Consider the following 25,167-nt stretch of genomic DNA (forward strand, 5'->3'; position numbering starts at 1 on the left):
GAAGAGCTAAACAGCTCCGTTATTTCGGTACTCCGGCTTATGCTTGGAATGCCTTTTGCACCAACATCCCCCCCCTCTCGGGCAGATTACAAGGCCCGGTGTTATGCACCCAAGTCTTGAGCTCTCCCACATAGAACGTGTGGCCGATGTCGACCGTCAGGTTATACGTTTTGCCCACTGGCAAGTAAAGCTCCAGGGACTCGACTTCAGATGACGTATTTTCGGTCTCACCGTCAGCCAAGGACTGCAGCAGGTCACCACGCTTCAGATCGCTAACGGGGATGAAGTCCCGTTTGGCCGGTACGTAAAATGGATGGCTAGGCGTAACCAGCAGTGTTTCGCCTTGCGCGGTTCCATCGTTACGCACGTTTTTGAGCTTGAGGCGGTAGATCGGCTGGTCGCTACGCTGATGAGTGGCAAGGATCGCTGCCGCAAAAGGCTTGCCGCCTTTTTCCGGTTTGCTCCATACCATGTCTCCGACTTTCAGTGTCTCGATGGTTCGGTCGCCCTGTGGCGTTGAGACCATCGTCCCGGCTGCAAAGCAACAAGGGCCTTTATTGTCTGCGGTTAAATTGCTATTTGGAGATGTTTTTTTCCCCCCGCCCCCAGCCCGGCCCGCAGCCAACCCAACCGCCAGCGTCACAGTGCCATCAACAATAGCCTTAGCATATTCCGGACTCACCCCCCATTCCGAAACAAGAATGTCTGCCACTGCTTGGGTCGCATTTTGTGTGGTCACCCCCGCCAACAGATTCTGGAACTCGTTGTTTTCCGCGATCAACAGTTCATAGACCTTACGGGCTTCGGGTGATGCAGAGTCCATTTGGTCACGGAGCTGTTTAGTTTTGGCTTGTGCCTCGGCAACCAGCTTCGAAAGAACCGGACAGCTTGCTGGGTTCTGACCACAGCTAACTAGCGCCTCCTGCGTCTGTCGTTCGCTTAACTCATGGTATGTGGTATAGGCCTCGTCTATGCACTTACTGTCACTGCACCCCTGCAATTGGTTGGCCGCTCGCTCGAGATCGGAATGATTCAAGTAGTTGTACTGGGTGGCGTTGGCAGCAATATCAGCCGCAATTCGCGGATCGCTGCCTGAAACCACCGCTGTTAGCACACCAAGCAACTGCGACATCGCCAACAGGTTGGCTTTATCCTGCTCGGCTCCTGAGCGGTTTGGATCATATCCTTTAGGCAGCACCAACTCCGCCAAGTACTGCACGAGCATTTCGTTGGCGCCTCCGGCCAAGGCTCCCGTCTTGAAGTCGCCGCCCATGGCCATCGATTTCAAACCACCGACCAAGGCGTGGGCGGCGACTTTGGTCGGACTGCCTTCAGCCAGATTCAGGTTGCCAATTTTATTGGCGGCAACCGCTCCACCAATATCAATAACAGCACCCAACAGGTTGTTGACGAAGTTATCGCCCAGACTGCCACCTTGGATGGCGGTCTGGACCAAGGTGTCCGCCCCTGTTTTCAGGACAACTTGCCCTGCACTGTCCCAGTTGAATCCTAATTTGGTGGGATCATAGCCAAAACTGTTGCCGATGCCGCCCAGCATCCCGGATACCACGTAACCTTTGAGGCTTTCACTGCTGAGGGTGTCTTTTAGAACTGCACCCAAATCGCCCTTGTTACTGATAGCGCTGGTGGCAGCCTGAGTCTCGACTGCGATCAATACCGCGTTGGCAAAACCTGCTGAGAAGGTTCCTGCCGTAGCCCCCACCAAGCCCGCCCCTGCTCCGCCCGTGACCACTGCCAGCACAATTGCCAAAACCATTTGAGCGGCTACGCCGAGCCCCGAGTTTGAGTACTTGAAGCTCTGATGGATTTCTTCCACACGGCGCCAATCCACATCGCCATGCTGCTCAGCTTCCTTGAGCCACGCCAATTGCGGGTCAGCCTTGACCATCGCGTCGATGGTTTGGCTGACGGTTTTCTGATTGATTTGCTTGATATCGATGTTCAAGCCATCGACTGCTTTGATAACCAAGTCGCCTTGAGCCACCAATTGACTCTGGCGAAAGGTTTCATCGGTGTGGCCTTTGCCCTTCATCGAATTCCAGGCCATGCTGGAATTACTCTTTGTATGGCTTTCCTGGATCAGATCCTTCACACCTTCGAAGGAAATCGAGCCACCACTTTGTATCGTCAGGTCATTGCCACTGCTCAGATTGGCAGCTTGATAACGCTGGTCATCCCCACTGACCAACGTCAGATCCCCTCCCGTGGTGATCTGACTACTCACATTAGTGACCTTGGTTACTTCATCACGCTTGGTCTGCTTTTTCCCCCAGCTTCCCTTTTTCTTTTTGTCGTACAGCGAATAATCACTGTCCTGCGCAGCCATCACGTCGAGGTTCTCACCCGCGACCAGATAAGCCTCGTCACCGGCGCTGATGCGACTGGAGATGATGGCCATGTCTTTACCGGCCCCCAGCGTCGCGTCACCACCCGCATTGATGGAGCTGCCGATTTGTTTGACGTGATCTTCCTGGACCGTAACCTTCTTGCCTTTGGACAAGTAGTGTTGTTCATCCGTCGCCGAGCCAACAGTCAGGTTCTGCGTCGCAGCCATCTCGATGTCGCGTTTAGCATCAACCTGACTGGCAATGACATTAATGTCCCGCCCCGCTTGAGCTGAAAGATCACGCCCAACATCAAGGCTGGCACCTAACTGAGTGACATCACTGCTGTTGTGTTTACGGTCCCGGAAATCGCTGTTGGTCACCTGCGTGGACAAAACGTTAACGTCCCGACCAGCATCCAGTTTCATGTCGCGGCCGCTTTGCAGCACACCGCCAATAACATTGATGTCTTGGCCGGCCCCCATCGTGAGGTCATTCGCCGCCTCTATGCGTGCGGCGTTGTCCGCATAGTCGTGATGCTGGCTGCCGAATCGGGTGCTGTTATCGGAGGATGTCAGGGTTCGTTCAACGAGCACGTCTCCGGTGACCGCCGTCATATTCACGTCGCGACCGGCGATGATGCCGCCTGACTTGTTCACGATGTTGTTAACCGCTAGCAAATCCAGTCGATTTCCCGCTTGGATCAGCCCGCTGTTAACCAGGTCCTTGCCCGCCGTTGCCGAGAGGTTGTTGGACGCGCGCAGAGTGCCGACGTTATCGAGGTTCTGACCGGCGATCAGTGTCACGTCGTTGCCAGCGATCAACGCACCCGTAGGCCCCAGACGCCCCTCGGCCTGCGCCAGGTAGAGCACCGGCACCAGGACTTTTTCGCCATTCACTTCGTGCTCTTCGAGCCAGACGATGTCATGGGTCAGGGCGGCGACTTGTTGGGCGGTGAGAGTGACGCCTACCGATAGGTTGAGGGCGTCCTTGCTGGCAATGGCGTTGTTCATCAGGTACGTGAACATCGCCTCATCGGAGGTCTGGCCGTCGATGAAGCGTTGGCCGGTGCGGGTGACAACGGCCTGTTGGATGAGTCGTTGTTCGAACAGGCCGTCACCCAACCGTTTGGCGCTGGTGTCCGCGTCGTAACCGAGTTTTGTCAGCAGATAATCCGAACTCGTGAATGACTTGAGGTCGGTAAGGACCGGATTGGTCTCGATCAGGTATTTTTGCGGTTTGGAAGTCACGGTTGTGCTGGGTAGCCCGGTGACCCGCGCCACCGTTTGACCGGTGACAGGCACTGGTGCGCTTACCGAGGCGTCGGTCGGGCGACTGACGCCGATTGGCGGAGTGCCCGATGTGCCCAGGGCAATGTCGGCGCCACGGGTGATGGTGCCGTCGAGGGAATGCCCTGGCAGTTGTGGCGTGCCTGTGGATGAGTCCGTTGGGGCGGTGACCTGAATGGCGGACGCGCCGGCGGTGACGCCGCCGCTCTCACGGTTCAACAGCTGCACCTGTCGTTCGGTGGCGGAGACCTGGGTGACATCGACGACCTGGATGTCGCGCACATTGGTGGTCGGGGCGGCGGTGGATCGATTCGATGCGCTCACGCTGGCGCCGCCGATTGTCCAGTTCTGCGACACGGCCGGCGTCTGGGAGGCTGGCGCGTCACTGGCGCCCTGCCCGCTCAGCCGGAACAGGCCGTTTTGCCCGGTGGGGAGGCTGAAACCGGGAAGTGTCAGGGGGTTTATTTGTTGTTGGGCCAAGTCCGGTGGGAGTTGGCTGTTCAGGGTTACGACCGTGGTTTTGCCTGAGCCTGAGGCGGCGGTTGTGGTGTTGCGGGACGAAGTGGCTATGCCGGTGGAGAATGGGCGTTCCACGCCGTTGGTGATTTTGTTTGTTGCGGTAATGGATACGTTGCCGCCGGCTTGGATGATGGCCGGGGCAAAATTGTCGGATGCAGTGGAAGTAAAAACCTCCTGCTTGAATGGATTGAGGTTTTTTATAAAGTCAGGGAGCTCCGCACGATTGCCCGCGGCAAATTCAGACTGTCCGAATATAATTGCCGACGATGTATTCCAACCCGATGCAAGCAGAAACACCACCGGACCAATAATTTGGTAAGTTTCTTTATCCGGATTCTTGGAGCCAGCACGCAGAACATTAGAATAAACTGGGGATTCAGTACCCGCCGCGTTCCAGAAGCGCAGGTCCTCCTTGTAGCCCGCGTCATTACGTATATTGTAATTTACAACCTCCCTCATCTCCGCCAAAGAAAGATTATCATTAAAATATTGGTAGCTCGTGTAGTCACCCAGAGCCGTACCTGAGTTTTCAAACTCACTTACTGCAACATCAATATCTCCTCCAACGCTAACAAGTGAATTTGAATTCAAGAAAGAAGAACCTTTAACGGTCAGATTTTTTCCTGCACTCAACGAAGCCGCTTTAGCCGTCGCATCTCCAGAAATTTTAACTCGATATTGCTGTAGATAGACCAAATATAAAGAAGGTTGCCGATCTCTCCAATCACTTGGAACCGAATCGCAGCTATAGCAGCGAACCCCCAACGCTGACGAATACAACTCCGCCTCAGTCTTAAAATCCCCGCGCTTATTAATAATCGAATCCGCATTAATGGAAAAATCCCGCCCACTCTCCATGGTGCCCGAATCATTCTCCATCAACGCCGACCGTCCCCCCAGGTCATTGCGCGCTACATCAATGTTCTCTAGCGCATAAACATCTGACTTACGGTTGGTGAAACTCTCCACCCGCAGCTTCATGTCCCCACCGCTGAACAAAAACCCACCTTGATCGTTCAGCAAGGTCGAAGCCGTCAGTTTCAATCCATCCGCACCGGCAACCGTCCCATAGTTATTAACGGTGCCCGCATTGATATTCAGCGCACCCGCCGACGTCAGCCGCCCGTAGTTATTCAGGCTGCTCAGGCCTCCGCGCCCACCGATCGTCGTGATCCCGCCGCCGGTAATGCTCGCCACGTCGCTCAAGTCAATCGCAGTAGCGTCGACCGTCATGTCGCCCAGGCTGGTGACTCGGCCATTGCCGCTATACCGTCCGGTCAACTGCAAGCCCAGGCCACCATCGCTGGCGATCAACCCGTTGTTAACCCAGTTCCCGCCCTTACCGTCCAACTGCGTCGAAGCCAGCAGTTGTCCGGTCGCGGTCTGGGTGAAGTTGTTGACGTCGACCGTCAGCCGTCCGGCCTGGATGGCGCTGGTGTTGGTCCAGGTGTCGGCTTTGAGCGTCAGGCCGCCGCGGGTAACGATGTCGCCGCCAGCACCGGTGACGTTGGCCAGGGAGATGTCGAACGTGCCGTCGCCCACATGCAGCAATTGGCCGCCGCTGTTGAGGAAGCTGTTGGCGGCCAGAGTGAGGTGAGTGTTAGCGCTTTCCAGCTTCCCATTGCGATTGTCGAAAAGGCTGCCAATCTGGAAATCGGTTTTGCCGGTTACCCCAAGGGCTCGCAACTGGCCGGTCTGGTTATCGAGGCTTGCAGCGCTCACCACCAACGTGCCGTCGCTTTCGAGAACGCCGCCACGGTTGGTCAAGGCGCCATCCAGGTCCAAGCTGACGACGCTGCCGGCGATCTGGCCGGCGGTGTTGTCCAGGCTGGCTCCGGTGCCGGCTACCTTAATCAGCCCAGAGGCATAGAGGCCACCATTGCGGTTGTTCAGGCTGGCGGTGTCGATGACGATATCGCCCGTCTGCGCAGCGATTCGACCACCGTTGTTGTTCAGCCCGGCCAAGGCACGCAGGTCCAGGCCTTGGCCTTGAATCACGCCGCCCTTGTTGTTCACATCGAAGCCATTACGCAGCACGCCCACGGTGCTCGCCTCAAGGGCGCCCTTGAGGCTGGCGAGGGTGCCGCCGCGGTTGTCTATGTTGGCCGCGGTCACTTTAACATCGCCGGTTTGGGCGATGAGTTTGCCGCCCTGGTTGTCCAGGCCTGCGCGCAGTTCAAGGCTCAGGCCAGTCTGCCCTTGCATCTCGCCCTGGCCGTTGGTAAGGCTCGCGGCATTGAGTTCAACGTCCGCAGCCTGGCTGTAGATCAAGCCGTTGCTATGGTTCTGCACGACTCCGGAGGCGGTGATCACCAGCGCATTTTTCGCCGCGACGGTGCCATTATTGCTGTTGTCCAGACTGCCGGTGCCCAGGGTCATTTCGCCCTGGCTAACCAATTGACCACCTTGGTTGTTGATCGCGGTCGCATCTTTAACCGTCAACGGACCCGCGCTGGCAAGCTTGGCGCCGTGGTTGTCCAGAGCGCCCTTGAGATTCAGGGTCACGGCGGCATTGCCGATCAGGCTACCGCCGCTGTTGTCCAGTGTGGTGCCGGTGAAGCTCAAGGCTTTTTGCGCGTTGACGGTACCGCCCGCGTTGCCCAGGGTCATGGCGTTCATGACCAGGAGGGCGCCGCTGTCGATCAGGCCGCCTTGGGCGTTGTTCAGCAAACCGCTGGTGACGGTCAAGGTCTGGTCGGCGCCGCTGGACAGGATCCCACCGCTGCTGTTGTCCAGGCTGGCCGAGCTGACGGTGAGCTTTTTCTGGCCGGCCAGCGCACCGGCACCACTGTTGAGCAGCGCGCCGCTGAGGGTGACGCCAACGTCTCCATTGCGGCTGGAGAGCGTGCCGTTGTTGCGGTTGTCCAGGCTGGTGCCGTTGACGTCCAGCCCCTGCCAGCCGGAGATCAGGCCGTTCTGGTTGAGCAGGCTGGTGGCGTTGAGGTTGAGCAGGTTGCTGCTGATCAGCTTGCCGCCTGTGTTGTCGAGGGTGCGCCCGGCCAGGCTGAAGCTCTGGCTGCTGGAAATTTCACCGCCCTGGTTGTTCAGGTCGCGCAGCCCGTTGACGGTCAGCGGACCTTTGGCCGTGATCAGGCCATTGCGGTTGTTCAGGTCATGGCCACCCAGGTTCAGCGTGACGGCTTTATCACCCAACAGGCGCCCGCCATTTTGGGTCAGCGCCGCGAGGGTCAGGTTCAGGTCGCCCTTGGCCGAGACTTCGCCGCCGTTGCTGGAGTCGAGCGAATCGGCGCCGAGGGTGAGGTTATCCTGGGTATTGATCAGGCCGTTGCCGCTGTTATTCAGGGCCATGGCGTTGAGGACCAAAGCGCCGCCCGCCAGCACACTGCCGCCCTGGTTGTTCAAATTGCCGCTGGTGAGGGTCAGCAACTGCGCGGCACTGATGAGACCTTGCGCCTGGTTATCCAGTTGTTGGTCGATCGTCAGGACGAGGTTGCCGCGACTGGTGAGGGTGCCGCCGTTGTTGTTCAGGCTTTGGGCGTGTGCATCGACGCTGGCCGCGCCGATCAGGCCTTTGACGTTGTTCAGCGCCTGGGCGATGCGCACGGTAAGGCCCTGGTTGCTGAGCAGCCGACCGCCATCGTTGTTGAGGTTTTTCGCCGCCAGGATGAAAGCCTGGGCGCTGGAGATTTCACCCCCCTGGTTGTTCACGCCGCTGAGGTTTTTCAGCAGCAACGTGCCGGGGGCGTTGATCAAGCCACCCTGGTTGTTGAGCTGGCCGTTGTTCATGTCCAGGCTCAGCGAAGTGTTGCTGAACAGTTGGCCGCCCTGTTGATCAAGGCCGGAAACCGATGCGGTCAACGCGCCCTGACTGCCAATGCGGCCACCATCCTGGTTAGTGACCTGGGCAGCGGTGACGTTCAGCGTGCTGCCACTGTTGAGACGGCCCTTCTGGCTGTTGTCGAAAGCGCCGGTGGTGACGCTCACCGCGCCTTTACCGCTGATGTTGCCCTGCTGGCGATTGTCCAGTGTCGTGCTGGTCAGCAGCAACGCACCGTCGGTGACCAGTTCGCCGTCCTGGTTGTCGAGACGCCCCAGGCTTCGCACGATAAGGTCCGCGGCGCTGGACAAGCTACCGCCGGTGTTGGTCAGGTTGGCAGCGCTGACATTCAGCGTGCCTTCGCTGCTGAACTGGCCTTGGGTGTTAATCAGGTCGCGGCTCAGGGTGATGCGCTGGTTCTGCTGGCTGATCAGGTAACCGCCGCTGTTGTCCAGGGAACCGCCATCGAGGCTCAACTGCGTCTTGGCACTGAGCAGGCCCTTGGTGCGGTTGAGCAGTTTGTCCACGGTCAGTTTCAGCGCCTGCCCGGCAAAGACCTGGCCGCCATCGCTGTTGTCGAGGTTCTGGCTGATCAGCGTGACGTCAGCATTGCCCGACAGCTCACCGCCACGGTTGTCGAGATCGTCAACGTCGAGATCCAGCGCTTTTGTCGCGCCGATCAAACCGGCCTGACGGTTGTCGAGGCTGGACGCTTTCAATGTCAGATCGGTGGTGCTGATCAGCGTGCCTTGACGGTTATCCAAGGTGTTGACGGTGGCGTTGAACCCGGTCTTGCCGGCGAGGCTGCCAAGGCGATTGTCCAGGCGATCAGCGACCAGCAGCAACGCCCCGTCAGCAATCACCGAACCGCGCTGGTTGTCGAATGCGGCTTGCACATCCAGATCGAGCTGAGCACGGCTGCTCATCAAGCCATCGCTGTTATCCAGGCTGTCGCTGCGGCTGTCCAACGCCGCCGCCGAAATAACGCCCCGGGCATTGTTCAGGGCCTGGACGGTTCTCAGCACCAGGCCTTGGTTGCTCAGCAATTTACCGCCACTGTTATCGAGGTTTTGCGCCGCCAGCGTGAAAGCTAGTTGGCTGGAGATTTCCCCGCCCCGATTGTTGACGTCCTTGAGGTTGCTCAGCAGCAACCCACCCGAGGCGTTGATCAGGCCGCCCTGATTATTCAACTGGCCCTGGTTCAGGTCCAGGCTCAGGCTTGTGTTGCTGAACAACTCTCCTTGCTGTTGTGCCAGCCCGGTGACCGACGCGGTCAAGGCTTGGCTGCTGGCAATGCGGCCTGCGGCGTTATTCACCTGCGTGGCGTTGAGCTTGAGGGTATTGCCTGAGGTCAGGCGCCCGCCCTGACTGTTGTTGAGGGCGCCGGTCGTGATTTGGGTCGCGGCTTTGCCCGAGATAATGCCTTTTTGGCTGTTATCCAGACTGGCGCTATCAAGGGTCAAGGCGGCATCGGTGCTGATCGAGCCGCCCTGGTTGGCCAGCCCGCCACTGCTCACAATCGACAACGCCCCAGCGCTGCCCACGCTACCAGCGGAGTTATCGACGCTGCCTGCGGTGACGCTCAGTTCCCCTTCACTGCTGACCAAGCCTTTGCTGTTCAACAGGGCGTTATCGAGCGTGATCACCAGGCCGTTGAGGCTGTCGAGCCTGCCATCGGTGTTGTCCAGCGTGCTACCGCTGAGCGTCAGGCTGCCTTGAGCGTGGATCAACCCCTTGCTCTGGTTGATGAGTTGAGCGACTTTCAATGCCAGGTCAGTGCCGGCGATGAGTTTGCCGCCAGCGCTGTTGTCCAGCCGTTGACCGCCAACCTTCACGCCAAGCCCTGCGGACAGTTCACCCGCCCGGTTATCGATCTGCCCCACCTGCAAATCCAGCGCTTTTGTGGTGCCGACCAAACCGCCGTTGCGGTTATCCAGTGTGCTGCCGGTCAGGCTCAGGTTGCCTTGGGCGACCAGTGCACCACCCTGTTGTTGCAGGGTATCGATAACGGCGGTGAGGTCGGTTTGGCTGGAGATGCGCCCGAGGCCGTTCTGCACTTCACCGGCCTTTAAGGTGAGCGGGCCAGCGCTTGTGAGCAGGCCGCCGCTGTTATCCAGCCGCGCGCCTTCAAAGTGAATGCCGGCCTTGCCGGCGATGATGCCGTTGCTACGGTTGTCCAACTGATCAACCGTCAATTGCAGCGCCTTGTCGGCGCGGATATTCCCGCCGCGGTTGTCGAGCGAATCGCTGTGCAACGTCAACAGGTCATTGCCGGCCAGGCGACCGCCACGGTTGTCGAGGCCACCGGTTTGCAGGTCGAGCGCGCCTTTGGCCGCCACTTCGCCCAGGCCCTGATTATCGAACATGCCACTGATGCGCGCGGTCAGGGTGCCGTCGCTGACCAGTTGCCCGCCATTGCTGTTGTTCAGGCTGGCCGCCTGGATAGCCACAGCCTTGCCTGAACCCAGCACACCCTTGCGATTGTCCAGCGCACCGCCTAGGGTAATGGTCAAGGCTTTGTCGCCCAGGACGTGGCCATTGCCGTTATTCAGGGCCATGGCGTTGAGACGGGTCAGGCCCGCGCTGGACATTTCACCATCGAGGTTGGTCAGCGTCCCGTCGACATTCACGGTCAGGTCGGCGTCGCTGCCCAGGGTACCGCCGCTGTTGTCCAGGCTGGCGGAACGGACTTCAAGGCCATTGGCCGAGATCAGGCCTTTGGCGTTGTTCAAGGCCTGGGCAACGACCAAGTTGAGGCTTTGCTTACTGGCGATCAAACCGGTGCTGTTGTCCAGGCTCGCGGCGTTCAGGCTGAAGGCCTGGTCACTGGATATCTCGCCGTCGCGGTTGTTCACGGCTGCCAGGTTTTTCAGCAGCAGGTTGCCCGGGGAATTGATCAACCCGCCCTGGTTGTTCAACTGCCCGTGGTTGAGATCGAGGGAAAGGCTGGTGTTGCTGACCAACTGGCCGTTCTGTTGATCAAGACCGGTGACACTGGCATCCAAGGCTTTTGCGCTGGCGATGCGGCCGGTGGCGTTATTCACCTGGCCGGCCTTCAACAGCAGCGTATCGCTGCTGATCACGCTACCGCCGACGTTGCTCAGGGTGCTCGCGCTGTCGAGGCTCAACGCACCGATGCTGGAGATCTGACCGCCGTCGTTATTCATCTCGGCAGCGTTGAGGCGGGCCGTGGCGTCGCTTTTCACGCTGCCCTGGGCGTTGAGCAGTTGGCCACGAAGGTTCAGATTCAGGGCTTGCCGTGCATAAAGAGCACCCTGGCGGTTATCCATTTGCTGCGCGTCGATAGCCAAGGCCGCCCGAGTGGAAATCAGCCCCTTGCTCTGGTTGAGTAGGCGTTCGAGGGTCAGACGCAAGTCACCATAGGCAATCAGTTTGCCGCCGTTGCTGTTGTCCAGTTCAGTGCCAGCCAGCGCCAGGGCGCCCTGGCTCGACACTTCGCCGCCGCGGTTATCCAGCGTGCCTATGCTGAGATTGGCGGCCTGGGTGGTGGTGACGACGCCGCTCTGGCGGTTGTCCAGGCTCGCCGCGTTGAGGGTCAGCAACCCTGCCGATGACAGTAAACCGGCCTGGTTGAGCAACTGCGCCGAGATGCTTGCGGTGAGCGTGCCGTCGCTGAGCAAGCGGCCTGCCGTGTTATCCAGCGATGCGGCAGTCAACTGCGCGCTTTTGCTTGCGGTGAGACGCCCGCCCTGGTTGTTCACCCGGCCACTGGCATTGATATCCAGCAGTTGACCGGCTGCCACCAGCCCCGCGACGTTATCCAGGGACGCAACGCGCAACGTGACGTTGCTCAAGCTGTTGAGTTCGCCGTTGCTGTTGTTCAGTTGCCCAACGTTGGCCGTCAGGTTGCCATTGCTGCTGACCAGGCCCTGAGCGTTGATGAGCTTATCGGCGGTGACATCCAGGGTGCCGCTACTCAACACCCGTCCCTTGTTCTGGTTGTCCAGGGTTGCGGCTTTGATCGAGGCAGTTTGCCCGGCGCTCAGGGTGCCGCCCTGGTTGTTCAGCGTTTGCGCAACGTTGGTCGTCAGGTTGCGGCTGGCAATAACGCTACCGCTGTTACCAAGGTTCTGCGCGGTGAGGCTCACATCACCTGTTGCGTTACGGGTGTTATCAACCTTCACCCCGGCTTCGATGATGCCGTTGTTGGTCAATTGCCCACCCGCGTTCAGGGTGACGCTGTCCCGCGCCGCGAGAGTTTGCCGGTTGCTCAGGTTGCCCTGGGTCTGGACGTTCAGGGCGGTGCCGGCGTAGACCGCGGCCTGGGCGTTGAGGCTGGCGGCCTTGACGTTAATGGCGCCGCTGGCCGAGGTCTCGGCCAGGCTCAGGCGGCCGTTGGCATCAAGTTGGATGTCGCCACCACTGGCGATCAACTTGCCGTCCAGCTTCACCCCGACGCCGGCTTCGGTGCCCACCAGTTTGATCGCGCCGGCATACATGCCGCCCAAGGCCGAGGAGTCGATGGCTAACTGCGGTTTGGCACTGCCGTCATCGGCCCGGGCGGTGGCGTTGAGGGTATCGGCGTTGACGTCGTTGCGACCGGCCACGATGGTCAGGTTTTTCGCCTGGATCTCGGCGTTGATCTTGGCGCTGCGGGTGATGATTTCGAAATGGTCGACGTTATTGGCGTTGAGGCCTGCGCCTTCGATGGCAACGCTGCCCTGGTCGACTTGATAACGGTCCAGCCGACCGTTTTCCACGATCGGTTTGCCGGTGCTCAAGGTCACTTTCGGACTGTTGATAAAACCGCAACCGTTGCAGGTAATACCGTAAGGGTTGGCGACGATGACGTGGGCCGACTGCCCCGCCACTTCGGTGTAGCCACGCAGCTGGCTGGGGTTGCCGCCGTTGACTTCGTTGAGGATGGTTGTAGCAGCCGTGCCGTTGAGGTTCGGGTTGCCGAGGATGATCCCGCCCAGTTGCGTGGACTGGGTGCGGTTTGTGGCGTTGTTGAGGATTACGCCGTTGCTGCCGACGTTGTAATCCGTGAACTGGTTGTGGGACAGACCGCTGCCGTTGGGACGGGCGATGTTGACGATGGGCACGCCATTGCCTGCCTGGTCCAGGCCGGTGCCCGGCGCACTGACGACAATGCCTCCGGCCTGGGCCCACATCGGTTGCCAGAACATGACGTTGGCCAGCAGGAACGCCAGGCCGCGCTTGGGCATTCCCCAGAACTGATCGCGGTTTTTCAGTACGGCTGAAGGCTGGCGGGCCAGGAAGGCGTGTTGGCGGTCGTCCATGATTAAGTCTCGCTGCAGCAGAATTAAAGAAGTACATCCACGCGGAAGTAGATCGGCGCTTCGCGCTCGGTCAGGGCATCCGGGCGTTCCAGGGAATGGGCGAAGGTGACGCTGGCGCTCAGGTGCTCACCGCGGGCGAACAGCTCCACTGAGTTGCTTGACATGCGCCCGTGCTGGTCGCCGTTGTAGCGATTGCCACGAATCACGCCCTGGTCATAACCGAGGCTGGTGCCGTATTCACCAAACACCGGGCGCAGCCACTCCAGCGTCACCGGCCGGCTCCAGCGCAGGTCGTTGCGCCAGTAGCCGCCGCTGTCGCCGGACAGGGATTGGTCCTTGTAGCCACGAATCGATGACTGTCCGCCCAGGCTCATGCGCTGAGGGCTGAACAGCACATCTTCGCTGCGCTGGCCGGTCATCAGGCTGCTGAAGCTGAACGACTCGTCCCACAGCTTGAACGGCTGCAGGTAACTGGCGGTGGCGGTGTATTTGCGGTAGCGGGCATCGGCCTGGCCGGGGCCTGGATCGTTATCGTCCTGGGCATCGAAGGCGCCAATACCCTCCTGCATGCCCAGGTCTAAGTTGACGAAGGCATTGCCGATTCGCCGGCCATGGTTGATGCCGAACTGGGCTTCGCTGAGCCGATTGCTGCTCACCGCCAACTTGCTGTCTTCGATGAAGTTGTTGGTGCGCAGGTATGCAAGGCCCGTGTTGAGGGACGTCTTGCTCAGGGCATCGCGGTGAATCACCCGCTCGACCCGCACCTGATGGTTCTGGCTGTCGCCGGTCTGCTTGAAGTTGAAACCGTTGGCCGGGATCTGCGAGCGGTACTCGCTCTGGCTGTAGGTGTAACTGACGTTCCACCAGCCAAACGGCAGGTTGTAATTGAGCATGGCATTGCGCGAGGTGTGCTGGTGATCGCTCATCGCATCGTGGCCGCCGCGCAGCATCAACTGATCAGCCAAGCCCAGCGGGCTGTCCCACTCGAAACTGCTGCCCCACTGCTGCTCGCCGGTGCTGCGCTGGCCATCGTTGCTGCGCGACAATCCAGCACGCCAAGGCTTTTTCGGTTCATTGGTGACACGCACTTCGCTGCCACCGACGTTCTGGCCAGGGGTCAGCTCCATCTTGGCCTGATTCGATGGCAGGCGATTGAGCTGGTCCACCATCTGCTCGATCTCCCGCAGGTTGACCAGCTCGCCGATCGAGCCGGGAAAAGCCATCGCCAACTCGCGCTCCGATAGCTGGCTGTTCTCGGCGCCCTTCAGGCCTTCGAGCCGTCCTTCCACCACCAGCACGTTCAAGTGCCCGCCCGATAAATCCTGCTGTGGCAGGTAGGCACGGCTGGTGACCAAGCCCTTTTCGATGTAGTGGTCGGTGATGACTTTGAGCAGTTCGTTGAGTTGCGGCACGCCCAGGCATTGGCCGATGTAGGGCTTGAGCAGTCCCTCGCGCTCGCTGACGGAAAGACTGTCGGCGCCCTTTAGCTCGATGCTCTTGATGGGAAAGCAACGGGTATCGACAGGTGCAGTCGGCTGGGTCGGCTTCGCCTCCTGGCCGGGCAGGTCCTTGAGCTCCTCCAGGCGACGGCGCTGCTCTTCGAGCAACCGATTCTGGCGTTCGCGGATCAGGTCCGTGTCGCCAGGCGTGGGGGCGGCGTGAGCCAGGGTGAGTGGAGAAAGGCACAGCAAAGCTACGCACAACCTCGCCCAAAAGGCGGGTGAGGACATGTTCGATCCCTCGAGCTGAAGTGACATCAAAATAGTGGCGCGATATTAATAAGCCATCATTTTGGCGTCAACTAAATGGAGTTGGCTTCAAGGCTATTGCAGGCACCATTCATCTGAAATCAGATGGCTCCGGTACGCAGGTAAGAAAGGTCCCGTGACGCAGATGGAAAGCGCCTACAAAACCGACAGGCTGCGCTCACCCACAGACTCGCGCTTGCAGGAGCGCAGCTTTAACCGCGCTGTAGCGGCAGGCTGGATACGAAGCGTCTGACTTCTCGCATCCATTTTTGCAACAGGGAAATGAAACGGACGTAGGAAGCCTGGTGCGGCTGATGTGCAAGTGTGCCAACGACCTCAAGAATGAGACGCTGACAGGCACGTAGGAGCAGAATTGAGGCAGAGGATTGCCGAGAGCTTTGAAAGAAGTGGGCACGCCCTGTGCCCCTTACAGAATATTGTCCGGCGTCAGCCCTCTGAGCGAATGCGCTCGACCAGGCGAACCTGGAGTGCTTCCAGTTCCTCGGGATCAGCCTTGCCCCTGCCATGCACACCGGGCACTTCACCTTCCCAGCGAGGAATGATGTGCATGTGAATGTGGTAGACCGTCTGCCCGGCCACGGCGCCATTGAACTGCGCAACCTGCACACCGTCCGGCTGCAATTCATCCACGATGATCCGCGTCAGGCGCTGTACGGCAGACATCATCGCGCCCAGGACAGTGGGCTCGACTTCCAGGATATTTCGCGCCTGGGAGGCTTTGGGGATGACCAGGACATGGCCGCGCGATTGGGGGAAAAGATCCAGGAAGGCCAACACATCGGCGTCTTCGTAAATCTTGTAGCACGGCGCATCGCCGCGAAGGATCAGCGCAAAGATGTTCTGCGGATCGTAATGACCGTGGAGACTCATGATCACTCCTTGAATGGGTTTAGAGGGGTTGGTGGGCTGCCGTAAGAGATTTAGCACAGTCAGAGGTCTACTTGAAGCCAAGGGCGGATTTGCTCGCGATGGCAGCAGGTCAGTTACATAGGTGTTGAATGTCAGGTCGCTATCGCGAGCAAGCTCGCTCCCACAGGGGGATGCTGGGTTGATTCAGATCGTGGGCACACCCGAGATCCAATGTGGGAGCGAGCTTGCTCGCGATGGCGGCGGGTCAGTTGGCTTCGGTGTTGAATGTCAGGTCGCTATCGCGAGCAGGCTCGCTCCCACAGGGGGATGCTGGGTTGATTCAGATCGTGGGCACACCCGAGATCCAATGTGGGAGCGAGCTTGCTCGCGATGGCGGCGGGTCAGTTGGCTTCGGTGTTGAATGTCAGGTCGCTATCGCGAGCAGGCTCGCTCCCACAGGGGGGATGCTGGGTTGATTCAGATCGTGGGCACACCCGAGATCCAATGTGGGAGCGAGCTTGCTCGCGATGGCGGCGGGTCAGTTGGCTTCGGTGCTGGCAGCCAAGCCGCTTTTACGAGCCCCCGCCAGCGTAACGGCAATTTTCTGCTGCAACTCACTTTGTGAAAACGGCTTGTGCAGGACCGGGTAGCCGGCGTATTCGGCCGGCAGTCCGCTGGCGCCGTATCCGGTGCTGAACAGGAAGGGAATATGGCGACCGCGAAGGATTTCGGCCACCGGAAAAACACGCTCGCCCGCCAGGTTGACGTCCAGGATCGCCAGGTCCGCCTGCACCGAGCCTGCGACTTCACAGGCGCCAGCGAGCCGGGCGACTGAGTCCACCACTTCGCATCCGAATTCCTCCAGCATTTCCTCAATCAGCATGGCTATCGCGCCTTCGTCCTCGACGACCAGCACCCTGATTCCAGCAAATGGGGTCATGCCCCCGCTACTCCAATCAGAAACGAAAAGCGGCAGCAAACGCCTTGTGGGGCGTAGGTAAGATCGAACTTGCCAGCCAGATCACGTTCGATGCAGCGCTTGATCAAGCGAGAACCCAGCCCTTCCCGTTCCGGCGGTGATACAGGCGGCCCTCCTTGTTCACGCCAGTCGAGGGTCAGCAACGTTCCGTCCGCCTGGGCTTGCAGGTGCCAGGTAACAGCAAGCGTCCCCGTTTCGACCGACATGGACCCGTATTTAAGTGCGTTGATCGCCAACTCATTGAGGGTCATCGTCAGATTGAGCGCCACGCGGGTGCCAACGTTCGCACAAGCACCTTCAATCACGACGCGGCCAGTCTCATGCCCAAAGATCGGCATCAGCACTTCATGGGCCAGCCTGTCGAGCGGTGTCTGCCCCCAATGCCGCTTGGTCAAGAGATCGTGTGCCCGCGACAATGCCAAGAGCCTCGCCTCGAAACGCCTGTAACCGTCTTTCGCATCTTCGGCATTGCGCGCCGTCTGGGCTGCCAGCGATTGCACCGTGGCCAGGGTGTTCTTGACCCGGTGATTGAGTTCATCAATCAGCGTTTTCTGCCGGTTCTCCGCCTGCTTTCGTTCGGAAATATCGACCAGCATGTTGATGGCGCCCACCAGGTTTCCGTCGGCATCATGCAAAGGCGTGGGATAAGGCGTGAACGGAACGCGGCTACCGTCCGGCCGCTCTGCAACGGCCTCGACGCCGCGTATCGGCCGATTTTCCTTCAGGGCCACCGCCATCGGGCATTGATCATGAGGTAACGCGGTGCCGTCCGTATTGAACAGCTTCCAGGTCACGCACCACATGTCGCCCAACTGAGGCGTGCGCCCGGACAGTTCGACAGCGGCGCGATTGAAGAAGGTGATGCGGCCATCGGCGTCGGTGGTGTACACCGCGGCAGGCAACGCCTCGAGAAGATTGCGCATGTGCCGTTCGCTTTCACGGACCTGGTTTTCCATCCGCCGCGCCAGCGTGACGTCCTGCAGTACTCGCACGCCATAACGAAACGTACCGCTGGCGTCCCTCACCGAGGAACTGTGGATGTCGAGGTAAACGACCTCGCCATCGGGCTTCAAGGCGCGCTTGCGAAGCACATAGTTATCAAGTTCACCGGCCACCTGGCGGGCGTACAAATCCGCGTCCTGCGGGATGCAATCCGGGTGGGTATAGTCCAGGAATGTCATCGACATAAGCTCTTCCCGCGAGCGACCCAGCATATTGCACAGGGCATCGTTGACACGCAGCAAACGAGCATCGACGCTGGCCTCGGCAATACCGATGGTCGCCGCCTCGTAGGTCGCCGAAAGCCGGTCATCGCTGTCCTGGCGCGCCGCCTCGGCCGCATGGACACCGCTCCTGTCGAGGGTGAAGCAGCGCGTATTGAAGAGTTTTCCGTCTTCGAAGCGGCCATTGGAAGTGATCATGACATGCTTGATCGAGCCGTCCTTTGCCCTCAGTCGCGCCGGATAGCTTTCCAGGCAGTCACCGCTGCCCAGCTTGCTGAGGATGTCGCCGATAACCGGTTCGTCGACATGAAACTCGGTGATGTGGCGGCCGATGTACTCGTGCGCCGAATAGCCCAGCAGCGTCAGCTCTGCCTTGTTGGCGCGCAGGATGATGCCCTCGCCACTGACGATATGCAGGCCCACCGCGCTGTTTTCGAAAAAGTCCTCCAGGTCGGCACTCTTGCGCCGAAGCTCTTCGGCCATCGCATGGTGCGCCGAAACGTCCTGGAAACAGTTGATCACCCCTTGAATGACGCCCCGCCAATCCCTGAGGGCGCGGACATTCATCAACGCCACGAACCGCGAACCATCCGGGCGCTGGATGATGACTTCCCGATTGCGCGAGGCAATGCCGGTATCGAGCGCCGAGGCGGTCGGGCAGTGTTCGAAGGCCAGCGGTGTACCGTCAGTCAGGAACAGTCGATGGGCGCCGCAGAAACGGTCACCGTTTTCTCCAAGTGCCGGCGCCCTTCCCCACAGCTCGGCCGCCTCACTGTTGTACCTCACGAGCCAACCCTGACGATCACAGAGATACACCGCACCAGGAATGGCATCGAGCGCGCTCGTCCCCATCGCGATCAAGCTTTCGTAGTCGCTTGGCGCACGCGTTTCCATGGGTAGCTCTTCAACGTTCGACATCAGTCATCCTCAAACCGCCTGGCTGAAACCTGTCACAGGGCATCAATGGAGTCTAGATCCCCATTCACCGGGCGAGTTCAAGAAAACTCGACGTCACAGGCCGCGCGCCTCAAAACCTGAATAATGCCTGGGGCGCCTGGACCATTAACGCATGCACCAGCGGTGCCGAACACTCCAATGCGCGCCACTGCTCCATCACCGTTTCGAAGCCGACGCTTTCCTCGTGCTGCGTGTGCGGCCAGTCGCTACCCCACACCAGGCGCTCGGGGCCGAAACACTGTTCCAGCAACGTCAACGAGGCGCGGGCGAATTCCAGATTCCGTGGGGCCGTTGCACCCAATCGATAGATGCCGGACACCTTCATCCACACGCGACCACCCTGCCCCAGCTCCATCAATTGGGCAAAGCCAGGTTGATCCAGCCCCAAACGCGCATCCGGGCGACCGAAGTGATCGACCACCAGTTTGATGCCAAATGGCAACAGCTGTCCGATCAGCCCCGGCAAGTCCACCAGGTTGGCATGCAACTCGACATGCCAGTCCAGTTCCGCAATGTGGCCCAAAAAGCCCTTCCAGGCGGCGTCGCGAAAATCAGGCAAAGCTTCGCCCATCAGGTTCAAGCGAACACCCACCACGCCCAGGCGGGCCATGTCGTCCAGCTCGGCTCGGCTGACGTCTCGCGCCACCACCACGACACCGCGCAAACGCTCTGGCGCTTGCCGTAGCGCGGCCAGCAAATAGCGATTATCCGTGCCGAGAAAACTTGGCTGCACCAACACGCCATGGCTCAAGCCGTGCGTGTGCAAGTGGCCCAGGTACTGGGCAAGCGTGGCGTCATAGTCAGGTGTGTAGCGCCGGACAGCCGCCAGTTCCAGCTCGCGGCTGAAAACGTGGGCGTGACAGTCAATGCCGGTGATCGGCGTAGTACGGGTAGCAACCATGGGTTTCATCTATAGAAAATAAGGGAAATCAGGCTCGGGCGCCCTGGCTGTCACGCTCCATCGCAGGTGCCGATGCAGCAGCGGCTTCCAGGCTGCGACCGCGGGTCTCCGGCAGGCAAAGCGCCGCGATCACCGCCACGCCGTAGGCAATCCCGGCGTCGATGCCAATGGCCGAGCCCAAGGACATGGAATCGCTCATGTGGCCGACCAGGAACGGGAACACCGCCGAGAGCACTCGGCCAAAGTTGTAGCAGAAGCCCACGCCGGCACCGCGCACGTCCGCCGGGTACAATTCGTTGAACAACGCCCCGAGGCTCGCCGGAATGCCCGCTGCGAAAAAACCAAGCGGGAACCCCAGGAACAGCATCTGGGTGTTGCTCAACGGCAGGAACACGTAACACTGCACAGTCACCACGCAGCACAGCGCGAACAGCACGATGTTCTTACGACGACCAATGCGGTCGATCAACAAACCGCTGACCATGCAGCCGCACCAGAAGGCGAAGATGATCACCGCCAGGTAGCCGCCGGAATTGAGCACCGACAGGTTGCGTTCGGTCTTGAGGAAGGTCGGCAGCCAGGTCATCACCGCGTGGTAACCGCCGTGCGCCCCCAGCCCCAGCAGCCCGCCAAACAAGGTCACGCGGATCAGTTCGGGGCGAAAGATACCGCCCAGGGACTTGAAGAAACTCTGCGGGATGACGTTTTCTTTTTTCAGACGCTGGAAGCTGTCGGGCTCTTCAACGTTGCGGCGCACCCAGATGATCAGGAACGACGGCAGCAGGCCCACGATGAACATCACCCGCCAGGCCATGTCTTGCGGCACCAGGGAGTAGATCAGCGTGAAGACGCCAACCGCCAGCCCCCAACCCACCGCCCAGGCGCTTTGTACCGTGCCCATGACCTTGCCGCGGTACTTGGGATTGATGGTCTCGGCCATCAACACCGCACCAGCGGCCCACTCTCCACCAATCCCAAAGCCCTGCAGCGCCTTGACGATCAACAACTGGTGGAAGCCGGTGACGAACGCCGACAGGAAGGTAAAGAACGAAAACCACACGATCATCCACTGCAGCGTGCGCACCCGGCCGTAGCGGTCCGACAGCGTCCCGCCGACCCAACCGCCAATGGCCGAAGTGACCAGGGTCACACCACTGATCAACCCCGCGTCGCCCTTGGTCAGGGCGAACGCGGCAATCAGCGCCGGTATCGCCAGGCCGAACATCTGCACTTCCAGGGCGTCGAGGGACCAGCCGCCGAAGCAGGCCCAGAATGTTTTGCGCTCCCGCGCAGTGACTTGGCGATACCAGCTGAACATGATTCTTATCCTTATAAGTGGAACGAAAGGCAGCCGAGAGCGAACCGCGCCGCTACAGGACCAGTCATGGCAAACAAAACGATAAGCGCTGCGGCGACCGACTCGCCGCTAGCCAGGTAGGGTCAGCGGATTTCCACGCGGTAGCGGAAATGCTCGGCGTGCCCGCGCGAGCGTCGCCACTCCAGCGGATTGCCGGCGTAGTCCCGCGCCAGACGCTCGATCACCACCACCGGGCTGTTGACCGGCACCTGCAGCAATCGCGCGTGCACCTCATTCACCGATTCGGCGGTAAGGGTTTCTTCGGCATAGGCGACCACCTGGCCGCAGGTTTCTTCATAGATGGGATAAAGCAGCGGGCCCTTTTGACTCAGGTCGATCTCGAGCAAGGGTTGAAAGCGATTACGAGGAAGCCAGATTTCTTCGGCGAGCACTGGCTCCACCTCCAGCAGACGCACTCGAACAATGCGGATGACCGGAGCATCCACCGGCAGCCCCAGCGCCTGGGCCACCGCCGAAGGCGCGGCCACCGGCTCCACGGACAGGATGCGGCTCTCGGGAACCCGGCGTTCGCCCGAGGCGCTTTGAAAGCGGAAGAAACGGAACAGCGACGACTGGAATTGCGCTCGGCGAATGAAGGTGCCACGGCCCTGCTGACGCTCCAGGACGCCCTCGCTGACCAGCGCATCGATGGCCTTGCGCACTGTGCCGGTAGACAACTGGTATTCGGCTGAGAGCGCCGCCTCAGTAGGAATCGCCTCCCCCGGACGCCAGCGGTTATTGGCGATCTGTTCAGCCAATTGGTCGCGCAGACGTTGATAAAGCGGCAGGCGGGCATCACTGGAGAGAGCGTTCATCGACCTTATTCACCTTGTTATCTAGTCATATATATGAATATGGGTGCGAGTATTTGCTCAAGGCCGATGGATTGTCAAGAATGCACAGCCTAGCTGGCTGACGAATGGCCGGCGACAACAGTGGCAAGCGGTAGCCAGACTCGAACCTCGAACCCTTCCTCTCGGTCTTTTGCCGGAGACAACAGTTCGATTCGCCCATTGATCCCCTGCACAATCGTCTTGACGATCGCTAACCCCAATCCCGCCCCACTGGTTTCGCTCTGACCGCGCACGAAACGTTCGGTCAGGTGCTGCAGGACGGCCACTGGCACCACCGGTCCGGCATTGATCACCCGCAGCAGCGCCCGGTCCGTGAGAATGACTTTGATGGGTTGATCCCTCGCACCGTACTTCAATGCGTTCTCGATCAGATTGCGCAAGAGAATGCCGAAGGCATCCGGGTCGACGGTCGAATACACATGGGCCTGGGCAGGAAGTTGCAGCGCGATCTGGCGGGTGCTGTTGTGCCGCCACTCATCCACCACGTGAGCCAACAATGGGACCAGGTCCTGGGGCGTTTGCGAGAGCAGTCCGCCCCCTTCTGCCTTGGCCAGCTGCATGAGTTTTTCCGATAACCGGGCCAATTCGCGCAACGCGCTTTCGATCTTTTTCGCACGCACACGCAACGGACCTTCAGGGGCCTCCTGGTACAGCCGCTGGACTTGCGCCAATGTCGCGGCCAACGGTGTACGCAGCTCATGTGCGCTATTGGCGGTGAAGCTGCGTTCGGCCTCCAGGGTCTTGCGAAAGCGCTCCAGCAGGCGATTGACCGCATCCGCCAATGGGTTGATTTCTGCCGGCAGGCGCGACACCTTGATCGGCGACAGATCACCCACGCCACGAGCCTCTACCGCGTAACGATAGGCCAGCACGCTGCCCAGGCTCATGCGCACCAATAGCCAGGTCCCCAACAGGCTGATGGGGATCAGCGCCAATAATGGCCACAACAAGGCAAACAAGGCTTGCCGTGCGGCCCCGCGGCGATGGCGCAATGGCTCGGCGACTTCGATGAATACCGTTTCGCGCAGCGCACTGGCGCCATACAGACGGTACTTTGCCGTCGTGGAGAAACCTTCAATCGGATGTCTGCTGAATATCTTCGGGTTAGCATCATGGGACTGCATCAGGATCTTGCCCCCGGCATCGCGCACCAGATAGCTCAGGTACTCCTTGTGCATCTTCAGGGTGGCAATCTGTTGCGCTTCACCCGGGTTTTCCCGGTTGCTGATTTCCAGCACGGCCAGGGGCAAAATGCGTTGGGCCGTCTCCTCCAGTGCGCTGTCAAAGGCCTCGTTCAACTCATGTCGCACCCCGCGCCAAGTGCCGACTGTCGCCACCAGCCAGAGCAAAGTCACGCCCAGCGTCAGTCCCAGGCCCAGACGCTTTTGCAGGCTGAAGGTCGTCTTCATGCCGACACCATCCGGTAACCCATGCCCCGCACGGTCTCGATCAGGTCGCGCCCAAGTTTCTTTCGCAGTCGACTGATATAGACCTCGATCGTATTACTTTCGATTTCGGCGCCAAAGGCGTACAGCCGATCTTCGAGTTGCCCCTTGGACAGCAGCGCACCGGGACGCTGGATGAATGCCTCCAACAGCGCCCATTCCCGGGCCGTGAGCTCCACCGCCATGCCGGCCCGATGCAACGTACGGGCAGTCATGTCGACGTGAAGCTCACCAAGCTTGATCTGAGGGTTGGGGTTACCGCTGTAACGACGGGCCACCGCAGCCACACGGGCCGACAATTCAAACAGGTCGAAGGGTTTGACCAGGTAATCGTCGGCGCCGGCATTGAGGCCGGCGATTCGATCAGAGATCTGGTCCTGGGCCGTCAGGATGATCACCGCAGTCGCGTCACCTGCGCTGCGCCGCTGACGCAGGAAGTCGAGTCCTCGGCCGTCCGGCAACATCAAGTCAAGCAGGATCAGGTCATAAGCGGTGGTGCTCACACTGCTGCGTGCATGGGCAAGGTTGTGCACCCAATCCACGGCATGGCCGTCATCGGCGATCTGCTCGCGTACTGCATCCCCCAACCTTGGCGAGTCTTCAACCAATAAAACCCGCATCAGGCCGCTCCTGTAATCGTGGTTTGCCGCACCTTAGCGGCCTTACCTGACGTGAATCTGAAGATTCAGCTGGCTGTCAGGAATGCACCGTAGGGTATGCCCCCAACGAAACCCCGACAGGAGACAGATCATGAAAACAGGTTTTATCGCCAGCACTGCGCTGATCAGTGTGCTGGCCAACGGTTACGCCTTGGCCGATGACGACTGCGGCGAACCGGTCAACGACTGGCAGCCACGGGAAACCCTGCGCCTGCAGGTGGAACAGCGCTACGGCTGGACCGTGCAGCGCATCAAGGTCGACGACGGCTGTTACAAGCTCAAGGGCCTGGACCGCCAAGGCAATGTCGTCGAAGCCCGCTACGCACCGGCGTCGCTGCACCTGCGCAAGCTCGAGATCTACTTCCGGGACGATGATGACGCCAGCGCTTACCTCGCCCCGGCCCCCGCACCGTGACATTTCAACGCATCGGCCCTGCCGTTCAGGTTGCTGTCAGCAAGCAGGTCCAGGCTCTGGCCCCAACGATCAAAAGGACACCTCCCATGAAAAAAATCATCGCTGCAACCTGCCTCGCCAGCGCCATCATCCTGCCGGGGCTGGCTCAAGCCCGTGAAATAACCCTCACGACCCAGCTCAAGCGCTACAGCGGCAACGATGCGTACCTGGCGATCTACGTCACCGACGCCAACGGCCAGTACCAGAAAACCCTTTGGGTGGCCGGCAAAAAAACCAAGTACTACAAGCACCTGGCCGACTGGGCCCGTGGCAGCAAGATGAGCCCCAGCGAGTACGACGGCGTCAGCGGCGCCAGCGTTGGCAGCGGCGACACACTCAAAGTCAGCGTCGAGCTGGCAGACGCCCTGATCGATACCGGGTATCAGGTCCGTATCGATAGCGCCGTCGAGGATAAGCGTGATGCCCGGGCCGACGTCAGCGTGGCCCTGACTTCTCAAGGTGCAGGCAAGCCAGTGGCGGGCAATACCTTCGTCGAATCCTTTACCTACGATCTGTAGCACCTGC

12 protein-coding genes are annotated in these 25,167 nt (G+C 60.0%); 2 read left to right on the forward strand and 10 right to left on the reverse strand.

What is annotated here, in order from left to right:
- Positions 1-37 precede the first annotated feature (37 nt).
- From KI237_RS16600 to KI237_RS16645, 10 genes are all read right to left on the reverse strand, one after another.
- Positions 38-13,195, reverse strand: a complete 13,158-nt coding sequence (locus KI237_RS16600; protein ID WP_212796172.1) for a two-partner secretion domain-containing protein — start codon at positions 13,193-13,195, stop codon at positions 38-40.
- A gap of 23 nt (positions 13,196-13,218) precedes the next feature.
- On the reverse strand, positions 13,219-14,925 hold the full coding sequence (locus tag KI237_RS16605) for a ShlB/FhaC/HecB family hemolysin secretion/activation protein (protein WP_212796173.1): 1,707 nt from the start codon (positions 14,923-14,925) through the stop codon (positions 13,219-13,221).
- A gap of 465 nt (positions 14,926-15,390) precedes the next feature.
- The gene (locus KI237_RS16610; protein ID WP_212796174.1) at positions 15,391-15,834 is read right to left on the reverse strand and encodes an HIT family protein; all 444 of its coding nucleotides are present in this window, start codon (positions 15,832-15,834) and stop codon (positions 15,391-15,393) included.
- Positions 15,835-16,351: 517 nt separating this feature from the next.
- Positions 16,352-16,753: a response regulator gene (locus KI237_RS16615; protein WP_212796175.1), complete on the reverse strand. Its 402-nt coding sequence runs from the start codon at positions 16,751-16,753 to the stop codon at positions 16,352-16,354.
- Positions 16,750-18,933 carry a PAS domain-containing sensor histidine kinase gene (locus KI237_RS16620; protein WP_212796176.1) on the reverse strand — a complete coding sequence of 728 codons (2,184 nt, stop codon included), beginning with the start codon at positions 18,931-18,933 and terminating at the stop codon, positions 16,750-16,752. Before KI237_RS16620 ends, KI237_RS16615 begins: the two co-directional genes overlap by 4 nt.
- 109 nt (positions 18,934-19,042) lie before the next feature.
- Positions 19,043-19,873: an amidohydrolase family protein gene (locus tag KI237_RS16625; protein WP_212796177.1), complete on the reverse strand. Its 831-nt coding sequence runs from the start codon at positions 19,871-19,873 to the stop codon at positions 19,043-19,045.
- A gap of 28 nt (positions 19,874-19,901) precedes the next feature.
- Positions 19,902-21,191, reverse strand: coding sequence for an MFS transporter (locus KI237_RS16630; RefSeq protein WP_212796178.1), 1,290 nt, complete (start codon positions 21,189-21,191; stop codon positions 19,902-19,904).
- Positions 21,192-21,313: 122 nt separating this feature from the next.
- Complete coding sequence (locus KI237_RS16635) at positions 21,314-22,045, reverse strand: GntR family transcriptional regulator (RefSeq protein ID WP_212796179.1); 732 nt, start codon at positions 22,043-22,045, stop codon at positions 21,314-21,316.
- Between the two features lie 89 nt (positions 22,046-22,134).
- Positions 22,135-23,493 (reverse strand): sensor histidine kinase, encoded by a 1,359-nt coding sequence (locus tag KI237_RS16640; RefSeq protein WP_212796180.1) that lies wholly within the window; start codon positions 23,491-23,493, stop codon positions 22,135-22,137.
- Positions 23,490-24,149, reverse strand: a complete 660-nt coding sequence (locus KI237_RS16645) for a response regulator transcription factor (protein WP_212796181.1) — start codon at positions 24,147-24,149, stop codon at positions 23,490-23,492. The genes KI237_RS16640 and KI237_RS16645 overlap by 4 nt, the downstream gene beginning before the upstream one ends.
- Positions 24,150-24,279: 130 nt before the next feature.
- On the opposite strand from KI237_RS16645, the gene KI237_RS16650 reads away from it, so the two are divergent.
- A complete protein-coding gene (locus tag KI237_RS16650; RefSeq protein ID WP_212796182.1) occupies positions 24,280-24,603 on the forward strand; it encodes a PepSY domain-containing protein in 324 nt (107 codons plus the stop codon).
- A gap of 86 nt (positions 24,604-24,689) precedes the next feature.
- Positions 24,690-25,160 carry a DUF2271 domain-containing protein gene (locus KI237_RS16655; RefSeq protein WP_212796183.1) on the forward strand — a complete coding sequence of 157 codons (471 nt, stop codon included), beginning with the start codon at positions 24,690-24,692 and terminating at the stop codon, positions 25,158-25,160.
- Positions 25,161-25,167 lie beyond the last annotated feature (7 nt).

Source organism: Pseudomonas sp. St316, assembly GCF_018325905.1.
Classification (GTDB): domain Bacteria; phylum Pseudomonadota; class Gammaproteobacteria; order Pseudomonadales; family Pseudomonadaceae; genus Aquipseudomonas.